Raw genomic sequence first — 14,981 nt, forward strand, 5'->3', positions numbered from 1 at the left:
CGCGCCTCTCTCAGGTGCGCGATGGAGAGTCACATGACCCAACTACGCAAGTCCTCCCGCGGCTTCGGCAGGCGGCCGAAGGTTGTTATCTGTTCCGACACGCTCGACCGTCTCGAGTCGCTCGCCGAGGGCGCGCTCCAGCGCAACCCGGACCTCGCCGACCGGCTGCTCGGAGAGCTCGGCCGGGCACGCATCGTGCCGCCGGCCAGGCTCCCGGCGAACGTCGTCGCCATCGGCCGCGCCGTCACCTACCGCGACGAGACCACCGGGCTCGCGAAATCGGTCGTTCCGGTTTTTCCCGAGGACGCCGATATCGCGCGGGGCCGGATCTCCGTCCTGACGCCGATCGGAGTCGCCCTCATCGGTCTCGCCGAGGGAGCCGCAATCCCCTGGGAGACGAGGGACGGGAGCCGCCGGGTGCTGAGCGTGCTCAGTGTGACGTCGCAGGATGCCGCCGAAGGGCTGGAGGCCTGATGGCGGCGCCGCTTCGGCTCCTGCCGAAGCCCATGTCCCATCCGGAAGGAGCCGCCCGAGGCGCTGACGCTCCTTCCGGGGCATCGCGGTCCGCCGCACCAACGTCATTTCCACCAAGAGCCATGACCTGTCACGCCCCACGCACTTGCCCGTCCTGCGACATGTCGCTGCCCCGTGCCGCCGTTCACCGCTGCCCCACCTGCCGACACGCCCTTGGCGGGGACCTCCCGGTCACCCACATCGTCTGCCGTCGCTGCGGCATGGCGCTCGAGCACCGCGCGGGCGCGGCCCTGACCTGCCCGCAATGTCGCGCCCGAAGGCCCTCGCGACTGGAGGAGCAAGGCTGCTGAGGCGCAGACCTTCAGACCACCCGCGGGCGGCTGCGGGCGGTCTGCGTCCCCCGATCCGCCGCGCAAGAGCAATGATGTCCCTATCCGCCGCCGCACCTCGCGCTCTCCAGGAACCCTTCATCGCCACGTGACATTACCTCGACAGGCGGAAGGGTCGTGCGACGGTCCTCCGCGGCTCGGCCAAGTCACAGGAGAACTGACCATGACCCGTATCCTCGGAATTTCCGGAAGCCTGCGGCGTGGGTCGTTCAACACGGCGCTGCTTCGCGCAGCGCAGCGGGTGATGCCGGCCGGGGCGGAACTGATCGAGGGGAGCATCGCGGGCATCCCGCTCTACAACGCCGACGACGAGAACGAGCACGGGCTGCCGGAGGCGGTCGTGACGCTGAAGGAGCAAATCGTCGCCGCCGACGGGCTGCTGCTGATCACGCCGGAATACAACAACTCGATGCCCGGCGTCTTCAAGAACGCCATCGACTGGACCACCCGCCCCGGCAACGACATCGGCCGTGTCTATGGCGGCAAGCCGGTCGCGATCATGGGGGCGACGCCCGGCGGCTTCGGCACGACGCTGGCGCAGAGCAGCTGGCTCGGCGTCCTGCGCACCCTCGGGACCCGGCCTTGGTTCGAGGGGCGGCTGATGGTGGCCAGGGCAGGCAGCGTCTTCGATGACGACGGCCGGATGACCGACGAAGACATGCAGGCGAAATTGGAGAAGTTCCTCGCCGGGTTCGTCGCCTTCGCGAGCGCGCAGCGGGGATAAGCGCGCCCCGCTCGGACCGGGCGCGCGGTGGGCTCTGCTTTTTGGAAGCGGTGAGGAGGGCAGCCAAGTCCCCGCATAGAACGAAAGTATCGGTCTATCCCATACGTTCCGAAGCGTGTTCGCCAGGACCGGCCGGGAAGACCACCGTTCGATCACCGTTCAGCAGGACGCGCCCGTGGGCGTGGGCCTGCACCGCGCGAGCGAGCACCTGTGCCTCGACGTCCCGTCCGAGCGCGACGTAGTCCTGCGGGCTCTGCGCATGCGTGACGCGGACAGTGTCCTGCTCGATGATCGGCCCCTCATCCAGGTCGGCGGTGACGTAGTGCGCCGTCGCCCCGATCAGGCGCACGCCCTTCCGGTGCGCTTGCCGGTAGGGGTTGGCACCCTTGAAGGACGGCAGGAATGAGTGATGGATGTTGATGATCCGGCCCGACATCCTGCGGCACATCTCCTCCGAGAGCACCTGCATGTAGCGCGCCAGCACCACCAGCCCGGCTTCGGTCTCCTCGACCACGCGCAGGGTCGCGGCCTCGGCGTCGGCCTTGGTCTCGGGGGTGACGGGGATGTGGTGGAACGGGATGCCCTCGTTCTCGACGGCGCGGGCGTAGTCGCGATGGTTGGAGATCACCGCGCGGATCTCGACGGGCAGCGCACCGATGCGGGCGCGGTAGAGCAAGTCGTTGAGGCAGTGGCCGAAGCGCGAGACCAGGATGACGATGCCGAGCTTCTCGGTGCGCGCGCGCAGCGTCCAGTCGATCCCGAGCGGCGCGGCGATGTCCGCCAGCCCCGCCTCGAGCGCGGCGCGGGGCGTGTCGGTGGTGAAGGACAGGCGCATGAAGAAGCGGCCGGCCTCGGCGTCGTTGAACTGGGCGCTGTCGACGATGTTGCCTTCGCGCCGGGCGAGCTCGCCGGAAATAGCGGCGACGATGCCGGGGGCGGTCGGGCAGGACAGGGTCAGGTTGTAATGCGCCAAAGCGGCCGCCTCCGTCAGCACTCGGGCAGGTTGACGGCGATGCCGCCTTGCGAGGTTTCCTTGTACTTCACGTCCATGTCGCGCCCCGTCTCGCGCATCACGCGGATGCAGTTGTCGAGCGGCATGAAGTGAGTTCCGTCGCCGCGCAGGGCGATGGAGGCGGCGGAGACGGCCTTGATCGCGCCGAGGGCGTTGCGCTCGATACAAGGTACCTGGACGAGACCGGCGGCGGGGTCGCAGGTCATGCCGAGATGGTGCTCGAGCGCGATCTCGGCGGCGTTCTCGACCTGCGCGTCGCTGCCCCCGAGCGCGGCGCACAGCCCGGCGGCTCCCATCGCGGAGGCCGAGCCGACCTCGCCCTGGCAGCCGACCTCGGCGCCCGAGATCGAGGCGTTGTGCTTGATCAGCCCGCCGATGGCCGCCGCGACCAGCAGCAGGTCGCGCGCGCCGTCGGTGGTCGCGCCGATGCAGTGGTCGCGGTAGTAGCGCAGCACCGCGGGCACCACGCCGGCGGCGCCGTTGGTGGGCGAGGTGACCACCTTGCCGCCCGCGGCGTTCTCCTCGTTGACCGCCATCGCGTAGACGCTCATCCAGTCGTTCGCCTGGTGGGGCTGGGCGAGGTTGCGGCCCTCCTCGGCGAGGAGCTGGTCGTGGATCGCCTTGGCGCGGCGGCGCACCTGCAGCCCGCCGGGCAGGATGCCGTCCTGCGACAGGCCGCGCTCGATGCAGGAATCCATCGCGGCGAGGATGGCGTCGATGCGGGTGTCGAGCCGGTCGCCGTGCAGCACCGTCTCGTTGGCGCGCTTCATGGCGGCGATGCTCTTGCCCGAGCGGGCGGCCATCGCCAGCATCTCGCGCGCGGTCGTGAAGGGATAGGGAAAGGCGGGGCCGGTGGCGTCGGGCTGCGGGCCGGGAGCCTCGTCGCGGGCGGCGAGTTCGGCGGCGGTGACGACGAAGCCGCCGCCGACGGAATAGTAGGTCTGGGTGTGGTAGCCGTTGCCGGCGCGGTCGTAGGCCTTCAGCACCATGCCGTTGGCGTGGCCCTCGAGCGGCGGGCCGAAGTCGAAGACGAGATCGCGCTCCGGGTCGAAGCGCAGCTCGCCCAGCCCCTCGGGCCGCACGATGCGCTCGCGTCGGACCTGTGCCTCCAGCGCCTCGGCCTCGGCCGGGTCGAGCGTCTCGGGGAGCAGGCCGCAGAGGCCGAGGATCACCGCGCGATCGGTGGCGTGGCCCTTGCCGGTCCAGGCGAGCGAGCCGTAGAGACGCGCTCCGAGCCGGTGCAATTCCCCCGCGCCCGGCGTCTTCTCGGCACCGCCGCGCAGGTCGTCGAGGAAGCGCGCCGCGGCGAGCATCGGCCCCATCGTGTGCGACGACGACGGGCCGATGCCGATCTTGAAGATGTCGAAGACCGACAGGAACATGGCTCAGCCGCCGTAGATCGGGAAGGCGTCGCAGAGCGCCCGCACCTCGGCGCGCACCTCGGCCTCGACGGCGGCGTCGCCCTCGGGGCTGTCGGCGAGGGCGTCGAGCACCTGCAGGATCAACCGGCCGATCGTCTCGAACTCGGCCCTGCCGAAGCCGCGCGTGGTCCCGGCCGACGAGCCGAGGCGGACGCCGGAGGTGACGAAGGGCTTCTCGGGGTCGTTGGGGATGGCGTTCTTGTTGCAGGTCAGCCCGGCGCGCTCGAGCGCGATCTCGGCGACCTTGCCGGTGACGCCCTTGGGGCGCAGGTCGACGAGGACCATGTGGCTGTCGGTGCCGCCCGACACGATGCCGAGCCCGCCCGCGAGCAGCACCTGGGAGAGCGCCCGCGCATTGTCGATCACGGCGGCGGCGTAGTCGCGGAACGACGGCTCCAGCGCCTCGCCGAAGGCGACGGCCTTGGCGGCGATCACGTGCATCAGCGGACCGCCCTGGTTGCCCGGGAAGACGGCGGAGTTGAACTTCTTCGCCAGCGCCTCGTCGTTGCTGAGGATGACGCCGCCGCGCGGGCCGCGCAGGGTCTTGTGGGTGGTGGAGGTGACGACGTGGGCGTGCGGCACCGGGTTCGGATAGTGGCCGGCGGCGATCAGGCCGGCATAGTGCGCCATGTCGACCATCAGGTAGGCACCGACCTCGTCGGCGATCTCGCGGAACGCGGCGAAGTCGATCCGGCGGGGGTAGGCGGAGGCGCCGGCGAGGATCAGCTTGGGCCGGGTCTCGAGGGCGCGGGCGCGGACCTCGTCCATGTCGATCAGGTGGGTTTCAGGATCGACCTCGTAGGAGACCACGTCGAACCACTTGCCCGACATGGTGACGGGCGAGCCGTGGGTCAGGTGGCCGCCATGCGCGAGCGACATGCCCATGATCCGGTCGCCCGGCGCGAGGAGCGCGAGGAACACCGCCTGGTTGGCCTGCGCGCCCGAGTGCGGCTGGACGTTGGCGAAGCCGGCTCCGAAGAGCTGCTTGAGCCGGTCGATGGCGAGCGCCTCGACCTTGTCGACGAACTCGCAGCCGCCGTAGTAGCGCCGGCCGGGGTAGCCCTCGGCGTACTTGTTGGTCAGCACCGAGCCCTGCGCCGCCATGACCGCCGGCGAGACGATGTTCTCGGAGGCGATCAGCTCGATCTGGCTCTTCTGACGGTCGAGTTCCTCGGCGATGGCGTCGGAGACGGCGCGGTCGGAGATGTCGGTGGGGGGGAGTTGGTCGAACATGGGGAGCTCCTTGTTGGGTCTCAGCGGGCGGCCGCGGCGTCGGCGGCGAGCTCGCGGCTTCCCGTCTCGAGCAGCTCGGACAGGTAGGGCGCGAAGCTGTGCCAGACGTCGAGGCGGGCGGTGGTCTCGCCGTCGCGCCACAGGATGACGGTGACGCCGTCGAAGACGGTGCGGCGGCCCTCGCCGGGGAGGATGCGGTCGAGGTCGCGCGGGCAGCCGACGCTCAGCAGGTCGAGCGCGCCCGGGCCGTCGACGACGTAGGTGGTCTCGCGGCCCGAGACATCGACGAGGCTGTGCGGGTGACGTTCGTAGAGCGTGGCGCAGGCGGACAGGAGCGCGCCGACCTGCGCCTCGGGGGCGTGGATCATCCACTCGTCGGGGCCGAGGCAGAGCGCCTCGATGCCGTCGCCCGCGGCGCGCTGGCCGATCTTGCGCGGCAGCGTCAGGCCGAGCGCGACGTCGAACGGGGCGAGTTCGCCGCGGGCGCGCAGCGAAAGCCGGCCGCGCGGGGCTTCGAGCGAGACGCGCACCACGTCGGTCTCGACGAGCGGGCCGGGGGTCAGGGCGGATACGGGAGCGTTCATGGCGGTCTCCTCAAAGCTTCAGGCGCGCGTTGTCGGGGTCGACGAAGACGGTGGGGGTGATCTTCGCGGCGATGGTGCGGTCGGGCATGGGGATGTGGACGATCTCCCCCATCCGGTCGTGCCCCCCCTCGACAAGCGCGAGGGCGATGGGCCGCCCCGAGGTGCCGACGTCGTAGGAAGAGGTGACGTGGCCCACCATCTTCATCGGCACCGGCTGGTTCGGGTCGAACACGATCTGCGCGCCTTCCTCGAGCTTGGAGCGATCCTCGCTCAGCAGGCCGACGAGCTGCTTGCGCCCCGGTGCCTGAAGGTCGGGCCGGGCGAGGCCGCGCATGCCGACGAAGTCGGGCTTCTTCTTGCCGATGGCCCAGCTCATGCCGGTGTCGTAGGGGGTCACGGTGCCGTCGGTGTCCTGCCCGACGATGATGTAGCCCTTCTCGGCGCGCAGCACGTGCATCGCCTCGGTGCCGTAGGGCGTGATGCCGTATTGCCGGCCCCGCTCCCAGAGCAGCTCCCAGAGCCTGAGGCCCATCGGGGCGGGGACGTTGACCTCGAAGCCGACCTCGCCGGTGAAGCTGATGCGGAACAGCCGCGCGGGCATCCCGGCGACGGTGCACTCGGCGCAGGACATGTGCGGGAAGTCGTCGTCGCTGAGCGTCACGCCCTCGACCAGCGGCGCGAGCAGCGCGGCCGCATTGGGGCCGTTGAGCGCGACGGTGGCCCATTGCTCGGTGGTGGAGGTGAGCCAGACGTCGAGATCGGGCCACTCGGTCTGGAGGTAATCCTCCATCGTGTTCAGCACGCGCGCCGCGCCGCCGGTGGTGGTGGTGACGTGGAAGCGGTCCTGCCCGAGCCGGCCGATGACGCCGTCGTCGCGGATGTAGCCGTCGTCGCCGAGCAGCAGGCCGTAGCGGCAGCGGCCGATGCCGAGCTTGGTCCAGGGGTTGGTGTACATGCGGTTCATGAACTCGACGGCACCGGGGCCCATGACCTCGATCTTGCCGAGCGTGGAGGCGTCGAAGATCCCGACGCTCTCGCGGGTCGCCCTGCACTCGCGCCGCACCGCGTCGTCCATGCTTTCGCCGGGTTGCGGGAAGTACCATGCGCGCCGCCACTGGCCGACCGGCTCGAATGCCGCGCCGTGCGCCTCGGCCCAGCCGTCGATGGGGGTCTTGCGCGTCACCTCGAAGTGGCTGCCCCGGTGGTAGCCGGCGAAACAGCCGAAGGTCGTCGGGGTGTAGGGCGGCCGGAAGGTGGTGAGGCCGACCTGCGGCTGCGGCTTGCCGAGGGCGTCGGCGGCGATGTTGAGGCCGTTGATGTTGGACATCTTGCCCTGGTCGGTGGCCATGCCGTTGGTGGTGTAGCGCTTGACGTGCTCGATCGAGCGCATCCCCTCGCGCACGGCGAGGCGGAGATCCTTTGCGGTGACGTCGTTCTGGAAGTCGACGAACGCCTTGGAGCGGGCCGGGCTGCGGTCGCTCGGCAGCTCGCGGTGGCTGACGCCGCTGCCGGTGCGGTCCTGCGCGACCTCGAAGCGGCCCGCCGCGATCTTCAGCCCGAGCGCCTGCGCGGCCTCGCGCCCGGCCTTGTCGCCGTCGACGAGCGCGGCCTCGTAGCCCCAGAGGCCCCTGCTCGCGCCGGCGATGTGGCAATCTTCGGGGGTGTCCTTGGGCAGGAACGTGGTCTGTGTGTCGTCCCACGTCAGCGAGCCCTTGGTGTGGGAGAAGAGGTGCAGCGACGGGGTCCAGCCGCCCGACATGAGCACCGCGTCGCAGGCGATCTCGGTGGCCGCGCCGACCTGGTCCGCGCGCAGCGGGGCGACCCGCAGGGACTTGACCCGCAGCCGCCCGGAGGTGCCGGTGGCGGTGTGCGACAGGCGGACCTCGATGCCGCGCGCCGACGCGCCGGCGCGCAGGTCGTCGCGGACGCTGTCGCGGGTGTCGACGATGGCCTGTACCTTCGCCCCGGCGTCGGCGAGGTCGAAGGCGGCGAACCACGCGGAATCGTGGGAGGTGAGCACGACGGGAGCCTTGCCGACGAGCACGCCGAAGCGGTTGAGGTAGGTCTGCGCGGAGCCGGCGAGCATCACGCCGGGGCGGTCGTTGCCGTGGAAGACGAGCGGCTTCTCCAGCGCCCCCTGCGCCAGCACGACCCGCTTCGCGCGCACCCGCCACATGCGCTCGCGCGGGGTGTCGGCGGGCAGGTCGGGGAGGTGGTCGGTCAGCTTTTCGCAGAGGCCGACGAGGTTCTGATGGTAGTAGCCGATGGCGGTGGTGCGCGTCATGGTGCGCACGCCGAGGGCACGCAGCTCGGCCAGCCGCGAGGCGAGCCATGTCCATGCGCCCGCGCCGTCGATCTGCACGTCAGGGTCGGAGAGCAGCGCCCCGCCCATCTCGGCGTGCTCGTCGACGAGCACCACCTTCGCCCCGGCGAGCGCCGCGCTGTGGGCGGCGGCGAGGCCGGTCGGGCCGGCGCCGACGACGAGCACGTCGCAGTGCATGTTGCGCGAGGCGTAGCGGTCGGGGTCGTCCTCGGAGGGGCTGACGCCGAGGCCGGCGGCGGCGCGGATGAACGGCTCGTAGACCTTGTCCCAGAAGCTTTTCGGCCACATGAACGTCTTGTAGTAGAAGCCGGCCGAGAACAGCATGTAGCCCGCGTCGTTGACCGCGCCGACGTCCCATTTCAGGCTCGGATACTTGTTCTGCGAGGTGGTCTCGAGGCCCTGCCAGATCTCCTGCACCGTGGCGCGGGTATTGGGCTCGAAGCGGCCGGGGCCGCGCCGGGTGCCGATCAGGGCGTTGGGCTCCTCGGAGCCGGCCGTCACCGGGCCGCGCGGGCGGTGGTACTTGAACGAGCGGCCCATCAGGTGGACCCCGTGCGCGAGCAGCGCCGAGGCGACGGTGTCGCCCGCCGCGCCGCTGTAGCGGCGGCCGTCGAAGGTGAAGCTGACGGGCCGCGTGGTGTCGATGCGGCCCTTGCCGGCGACGCGATGGCTGCTCATGGCTGGTCCTCCGTCAGGGTCGAGAGGTCGGGGCGGGGCAGGCCCGCCTCGTAGGTGGTGAGGAACCTGTCGCTGACGGTGTCGCGCACCGCGTTGAAGAAGCGCCCGCAGCCGTGCAGGTGACGCCAGCGCTCGAAGTGCGGGCCCTTGGCGTTGTCGCGGAGGAACAGGAACGCCTCCCAGTCGGCGTCGCTCTCGCCGGACGGGTCGGCGGGACGCACCACGTGGGCCTGCCCGGCGTAGGTGAATTCGGCCTCGGGCAGCGTCTCGTCGCAATAGGGACAGTGGATCAGGAGCATCGGGAAACCTCGGTGGGCAGCGGTGTCAGTGCGCGACGGCGGCGGCGGCGGCCTCGTCGATCAGCCGGCCGGTGCGGAACCGCTCCAGCGTGAAGGGCGCGTTGATCGGGTGCGGCTCGTCCTTGGCGACGGTCCAGGCGAGGGTGTGCGCCGCGCCGGGGGTGGCCTTGAAGCCACCGGTGCCCCAGCCGCAATTGACGTAGAGCCCCTTGACCGGCGTCTTGCCGAGGATCGCCGAGCGGTCGGGCGTGACGTCGACGATGCCGGCCCACTTGCGCAGCATCCGCATCCGGTTGAACACCGGGAACACCTCGCAGATCGCCGCGACGGTGTGCTCGATCAGGGGCAGGCCGCCGCGCTGGGAGTAGCTGGTATACTGGTCGGTCCCCGAGCCGATCACCAGCTCGCCCTTGTCGGACTGGCTGATGTAGGCATGGACCGCGTTCGACATGACAACGCAGGGGAAGACCGGCTTGACCGGCTCGCTGACCAGCGCCTGCAGCGGGTAGCTCTCGAGCGGCAGCCGCACGCCGGCGCTGTCCATCACGACCGAGGTGTGCCCGGCCGCCGAGACCGCGACCTTCCTGGCGCGGATGAAGCCCCGCGCCGTCTCGACGCCGGCGACCGACCCGTCGGGGTGGCGGCGGATGGCGGTGACGGGGCAGTTCTGGATGATGTCGACGCCGCGCGCCGCCGCGCCGCGCGCGTAGCCCCAGGCAACCGCGTCGTGGCGGGCGGTGCCGGCGCGGCGCTGCAGCGCGCCGCCCATGACCGGGTAGCGGGCGTCCTTGCGCAGGCTCAGCGGCGGGCAGACCTCCTTGCACTCCTCGGGCGTCAGCCACTGGTTGTCGACGCCGTTGAGCCGGTTGGCGTGGACGTGGCGCTTGAAGCTCTGCACGTCGTGGACGTTGTGGGCCAGCATCAGCACGCCGCGATTGGAGTACATGACGTTGTAGTTCAGCTCCTGGCTGAGATCCTGCCAGAGGTCGAGCGCGTGGTCGAACAGCCGGGCGCTCTCGTCGTAGAGGTAGTTGGAGCGGATGATCGTGGTGTTGCGGCCGGTGTTGCCGCCGCCGAGCCAGCCCTTGTCGATCACCGCGACGTTGGTGATGCCGTGCTCCTTGGCGAGGTAGTAGGCCGCGCCCAGCCCGTGGCCGCCGGCGCCGACGATGACAACGTCGTACTCCTCCTTCGGCTGGCTGTCGGGCCATTGCTCGGTCCAGTTCCTGTGGCCGGTGAGGGCGTTCTTCAGGAGGCTGACGGCTGAGAACTTCGTCATGTGGCGACCGCTCCGTGTCGGCGAGTGTCCGGTGGCTCGGACCCTCGCACGCGACGCGCGCGCGGTACTGGATATATGCGCCACTTGGGTGGTAGGATTGCGCCATGACCATGCCCCTCACACCCAACCGCAGAAGGTTGAACGTCGGTTTCATCCTCGCGCGGCGATTCACCCTCTCGGCGTTCGCCAATTTCGTCGATGTCCTGCGGCTCGCCGCCGACGAGGGCGACCGGTCGCGGCCGATTCACTGCGGCTGGAAGGTGCTGTCGGCGTCGATGAACCCGGTGCGCTCGAGCTGCGGTCTGACGGTGCAGCCCGACGAGCGGCTCGGAGATCCGGCGCAGTTCGACTACATCGTCGTCGTCGGCGGGCTGATCGACGAGATCGAGCGGCTCGAGCCGGCCTACACGCACTATCTCAGGCGCGCCGCCGAAGCCGGGGTGCCGCTCGTCGGGGTCTGCACCGGGGCGTTCATCCTGCACCGGGCCGGGCTGATGCGCGGCTATCAATGCTGCGTCAGCTGGTTTCACCACGACGACTTTCTCGAGCAATTCGACGGGCTGCACCCGGTCTCCGACAAGATCTACGTCGTCGACCGCGACCGGCTGACCTGCTCGGGCGGGGCGAGTTCGGCGCATCTCGCGGCCTTCCTCGTGGACCGCCACATCGGGCGGGCGACGGCGCGCAAGAGCCTGCACATCATGATCATCGACGAGGCGATGGCCGCCGACAACCCGCAGCCCGGCCTGCCTGTCGAGCTGAAGAGCCGCGATCCGCTGGTGCGCAAGGCGTTGCTGCGGGTGCAGCAGAACATGGAAACCGCGCCGACGGTGGCGGAGGTGGCGGGAGGGCTCGGCGTCAGCCGCCGCAAGCTCGAGCGGCATTTTACCGCCGCGCTCGGCCTGTCGCCCGCAGAGGCGTTCATGCGGCTGCGCCTCGCGCAGGCCCGCTGGATGCTGACGCGACCCCAGCTGACCATCACCGAGATCGCCACCCAGACCGGCTTCTGCGACCTGTCCCACCTGATCCGCGTCTTCCGCGCCCGCGAAGGCATGACGCCCGAGGTCTGGCGCGAGCGCCAGTCGAAGACCGCGCCGGCGCTGGTGTGAAACGAAAAGCGCGCGCCCGAGGGCGCGCGCTTGGTGGCCGTCAGGTCCGGAGGCTCAGAGGTCTTCGCGGCCGACCGCCCGGCCCTGCGCCTGCTCGGGCGTCATCCGGGCGAACCGGCCGTCGCCGGCGTAGACCCAGCTCAGTCCTTCCGAGGTGGCGAGGTAGTCGCCGCCCTCGCCGGCCTCGCCGGCCTCGATCTCGGCTTGCGGGTGAGCCTTCAGTACCGCCATCTTCATCAGCGCCAGGTGCAGCACGAGGCCTAGCGGGAAGCCGATGATGAAGGCATACTGCGAGAAGTAGGCCGCGACGCCGCCGGCGATGAACCACGAGGCTAGGCCGGCCCAGTTGAAGCCGCCGGCGTAGCGGTATTGGCCGTCGGTCTTGTAGAGCTCGGGGACGTTGAGCCGGCGGCGGCGCAGGATGTAGTAGTCGGCCACCATGATGCCGCCGAGCGCCGACAGGAACGCGCCGTAGTAGCCCAGGAAGACGAACAGGTTGTTCAGGATCTGCCAGGGAAAGCACAGCGTTCCGACGACGCCGGCGAGGACGACGGCGATCTTGTAGTTGATCAGCCGCGGCGCGAGGTTGATGAAGGTCAGTGCCGAGGGGATCAGGTTGGCGGAGTTGTTCGTCGACCATTGCGCCAGCACCACCAGCGCCAGGAGAAGCACCAGCGACAGCCCCTGCCCCTCCCCCTGGATGACCTCGATCGGGTTCCAGTTGCCGGTGGCGATGAACGACACCGCGCCGAGGCCGGCGACCAGCGCCTGCATCACCGGGAGCGCGACGAGCTGGGCAACGAGCACGTTGCGGTTGCGCTTGAAGAAGCTCCTCGCGCCGGGCTCGACCTTCACGAAGCGGGTCAGGTTGGGGATGTCGACGGCGAGCGTCGACCAGAAGCTCATGTTGGCGATGAACAGCACCAGCAGGGTCATCTCGCCGGTGGCCTCGAAGGTCCAGATGTTGATGCCCTCGGTCTGGGCCACGCCTTCGAGGGTGAAGTACATCCAGACCGAGATCGCGATGATGGCCGGCGCGGCGAGCGAGGCCATGCGCTCGACCGACTTGATGCCCATGGCGGTGTTGACCACCTGAACGATGGCGAACAGGACGTACCAGAGCACCCAGTTCTCGAAGCCGAGGAAGTATGCGCCGATGCCGTTGAGCGCGAGCGCGCCGAGGTAGGTCTGGATGCCGAACCACGCCGCAGCGACGATCCCGCGCGAGACGGCGGGGATGTGGGTGCCGTGGATGCCGAAGGGCGCGCGAAGATAGACGGCGAAGGACAGGCCGTGCTCGGTGCCGATGTCGGCGGTCAGCAGCATCAGCGCCCCGATGGCGAGGTTGGCGAGCGCGATCACCACGATCACCGTCGCGAGGTCCACGCCGCCGCCGATGCCGGCGGCGCCGAGCGAGTAGGTGGCGATGATGACCGCGATGCCGATCCAGATCCAGGCGTAGCCGAGCCAGCCGATGGGGCGCTGGGTGATGAGCGTGGGCAGGATCGATTCCTCGATCAGCGACTCGCGCTTCCTGTCGGTGGTGTAGAGCTCCGTTGTCGTCATCTCTCTTGTCCCTGTTCCCTGTTGTTGGTTCTTACCCGGACGTCGCGCCAGGAAAGGAGGAGGGGCGCCGCTTTCGCGGCACCCCCTCGTCTCAGTCAGCGGCGGAGCGCATCCGCTCGCGCAGGGCGTTGGTCGCCCCCATGTCGACCGTCTCGCTGTCGAGGTCGACCACCACCCCGTAGGCGCTGCGGGCATGGTCGACACTGCAGAACCCGTCGAGCACGTCCTCCAGCACCTTCATCTCAGGGCGCTTTAGAGGGTCACCAAAGCCGCCGCCGTTGGGGCTGTAGTAGGCCATGACGTCCCCCGCCTTGACCTCGAGGCCGGAAAACTTGGAGTGCATCTCCGTCACGTCGTCGGGGCTGTCGGCGTTGTAGACGAGGCACCTGCCGACCGCACCCTCGTGACCGCCGAAGATGCCCCACGGCGCTTCGCTGTGGCGCTCGCTCTCGTGGGTGATGAAGGCCGGGGTCAGCACCCGCTGCGACTTCACCACGCCGATGCCGCCGCGGTACTCGCCCGCGCCGGGCGGCATGTCGTCGCGCAGCTCGTAGCGATCGCAGATCATCGGGATGTGCATCGCGAGGTCTTCGAGCGGGTTGTTGCGGGTGTTGGCCATGAGGTTGTCGATGCTGTCGGGCCCGTCCGAGCGCGGCCGGCCGCCGTAGGCCCCCTCGTTGACCTCGAGGAACACCCAGTAATCCCCCGACGGCCGCACGCCGGAATAGGCGGCGAAGCTGATCGAGGCGGAGCTGCCCGCGATCACCGTGTCGGGCATCACCGGCGCGAGGGCGCGGATGATGAGATCGATCATGCGGTTGCACTGGGTGAAGCGGGCCTCGGCGGAGGCCGGGAACTTCGGGTTGAAGATCGAGCCGAGCGGCGCCGTGACCTTGATCGGACGGAACGAGCCCTCGTTGGACGGCACCCGCATGTCGGAGGTCGCGGCGTCGAGCAGCAGCTTGCGGAAGGCGGCGTAGGCGGCCACCTTCGTCGAGCCCTCGAAAGGGACGTTGTAGGCGGTGGGTGTCTGGTCGGCGGAGCCGGTCAGGTCGACCTCCACCTCGTCGCCCGCGACCCGCACCGTCACCTTGACCTTGAGCTGCCGGTCGCGGTTGCGCCCGTCGTCGTCGAGCCAGCCTTCGGCCTCGTACTCGCCGTCGGGGATCTCGGAGATGCGCTGGCGGGTCATCCGCTCGGAATAGGCCATGAGCTGGTTGGCCGCGCCGAACACCATCTCCTCGCCGTACTTCTCGATCAGCTCCACGAACCGCTTCGCCCCGAGCCGCGCCGAGGCGACCTGCGCCTCGATGTCGCTCACCAGCTGCTGCGCCGCGCGGCTGTTGTTGCGGATGAAGTTCCATATGGCGGTGTTGGGCTCGCCCTTGCGGCAGAGCTTCACCCCGGCCAGCAACATCCCCTCGGCGAACACGTCGGGCACGTCGATGATGAGGCCCGGCGTCGCCGCGCCGATGTCGACATGGTGTGCGGTGTTGCCCGCGAAGCCGACGAGCCGGCCCTGGTAGAAGACGGGCACGACGATCGCGAGGTCGGGCGTGTGAGAGGCGCCGTGGTAGGGGTGGTTGTGGACGACGACGTCGCCCTCGTACCACTCGCCGTCCTCCAGCGTCTCCTCGATACCGCGCAGATAGCCCGGGATCGAACCGATGTGCATCGGCGTCGATTCACTCTCGCAGAGGGTGTTGTACGCGGTGTCGAACAGGCCCGCGCCGAGATCCTGACTCTCGCGGATGATCGAGGAGAATGACATGCGGTAGAGGACATGCCCCATCTCCTCGGCGATGGTTTCGAAGGAGCCGCGGATCACCTGGAGGGTGATCGGATCGACTTCGGCGCGGGTTTCGGTCATGACGTTCATCTGCATCTTTC

General features: G+C 69.7%; 12 protein-coding genes. 3 read left to right on the forward strand and 9 right to left on the reverse strand.

Annotated elements, in window-relative coordinates; translation table 11 throughout:
- Positions 1-33 precede the first annotated feature (33 nt).
- Together rnk and OG2516_RS13025 are read left to right on the forward strand one after the other, a co-directional pair.
- A complete protein-coding gene (gene rnk / locus OG2516_RS13020; protein ID WP_040615833.1) occupies positions 34-474 on the forward strand; it encodes a nucleoside diphosphate kinase regulator in 441 nt (146 codons plus the stop codon).
- Between the two features lie 552 nt (positions 475-1,026).
- A complete protein-coding gene (locus OG2516_RS13025) occupies positions 1,027-1,587 on the forward strand; it encodes an NADPH-dependent FMN reductase (RefSeq protein WP_040615835.1) in 561 nt (186 codons plus the stop codon).
- Between the two features lie 94 nt (positions 1,588-1,681).
- Here the strand turns inward: OG2516_RS13025 and purU are convergent, their stop codons facing one another.
- Genes purU through OG2516_RS13060 form a run of 7 tightly spaced genes read right to left on the reverse strand, consistent with a single transcriptional unit; the run spans position 1,682 to position 10,416 of the window.
- Positions 1,682-2,560, reverse strand: coding sequence for a formyltetrahydrofolate deformylase (purU, locus tag OG2516_RS13030; protein WP_007256160.1), 879 nt, complete (start codon positions 2,558-2,560; stop codon positions 1,682-1,684).
- 14 nt (positions 2,561-2,574) lie between these two features.
- A complete protein-coding gene (locus tag OG2516_RS13035; protein WP_007256161.1) occupies positions 2,575-3,981 on the reverse strand; it encodes an L-serine ammonia-lyase in 1,407 nt (468 codons plus the stop codon).
- Positions 3,982-3,984: 3 nt separating this feature from the next.
- Complete coding sequence (gene glyA, locus OG2516_RS13040; protein ID WP_007256162.1) at positions 3,985-5,253, reverse strand: serine hydroxymethyltransferase; 1,269 nt, start codon at positions 5,251-5,253, stop codon at positions 3,985-3,987.
- 20 nt (positions 5,254-5,273) lie between these two features.
- The gene (locus tag OG2516_RS13045) at positions 5,274-5,837 is read right to left on the reverse strand and encodes a sarcosine oxidase subunit gamma (RefSeq protein ID WP_007256163.1); all 564 of its coding nucleotides are present in this window, start codon (positions 5,835-5,837) and stop codon (positions 5,274-5,276) included.
- Between the two features lie 10 nt (positions 5,838-5,847).
- A complete protein-coding gene (locus OG2516_RS13050) occupies positions 5,848-8,838 on the reverse strand; it encodes a sarcosine oxidase subunit alpha (RefSeq protein ID WP_007256164.1) in 2,991 nt (996 codons plus the stop codon).
- Positions 8,835-9,137, reverse strand: a complete 303-nt coding sequence (locus OG2516_RS13055; protein ID WP_007256165.1) for a sarcosine oxidase subunit delta — start codon at positions 9,135-9,137, stop codon at positions 8,835-8,837. Before OG2516_RS13055 ends, OG2516_RS13050 begins: the two co-directional genes overlap by 4 nt.
- Before the next feature lie 25 nt (positions 9,138-9,162).
- Positions 9,163-10,416: a sarcosine oxidase subunit beta family protein gene (locus OG2516_RS13060; protein WP_007256166.1), complete on the reverse strand. Its 1,254-nt coding sequence runs from the start codon at positions 10,414-10,416 to the stop codon at positions 9,163-9,165.
- Positions 10,417-10,520: 104 nt separating this feature from the next.
- Between OG2516_RS13060 and OG2516_RS13065 the strand changes: the two genes are divergently transcribed.
- Positions 10,521-11,525 (forward strand): GlxA family transcriptional regulator, encoded by a 1,005-nt coding sequence (locus OG2516_RS13065; protein WP_040615837.1) that lies wholly within the window; start codon positions 10,521-10,523, stop codon positions 11,523-11,525.
- Positions 11,526-11,579: 54 nt separating this feature from the next.
- On the opposite strand, the gene OG2516_RS13070 is transcribed toward OG2516_RS13065, so the two are convergent.
- Together OG2516_RS13070 and OG2516_RS13075 are read right to left on the reverse strand one after the other, a co-directional pair.
- A complete protein-coding gene (locus OG2516_RS13070; RefSeq protein WP_007256168.1) occupies positions 11,580-13,091 on the reverse strand; it encodes an NCS1 family transporter in 1,512 nt (503 codons plus the stop codon).
- A 91-nt stretch (positions 13,092-13,182) separates the two neighbouring features.
- Entirely contained in the window at positions 13,183-14,970 is a 1,788-nt protein-coding gene (locus OG2516_RS13075) for a hydantoinase B/oxoprolinase family protein (RefSeq protein ID WP_007256169.1), read from the reverse strand.
- Positions 14,971-14,981 lie beyond the last annotated feature (11 nt).

Origin of the sequence: Oceanicola granulosus HTCC2516, from assembly GCF_000153305.1 — a bacterium.
In the GTDB taxonomy this organism is placed as follows: Bacteria; Pseudomonadota; Alphaproteobacteria; order Rhodobacterales; family Rhodobacteraceae; genus Oceanicola; species Oceanicola granulosus.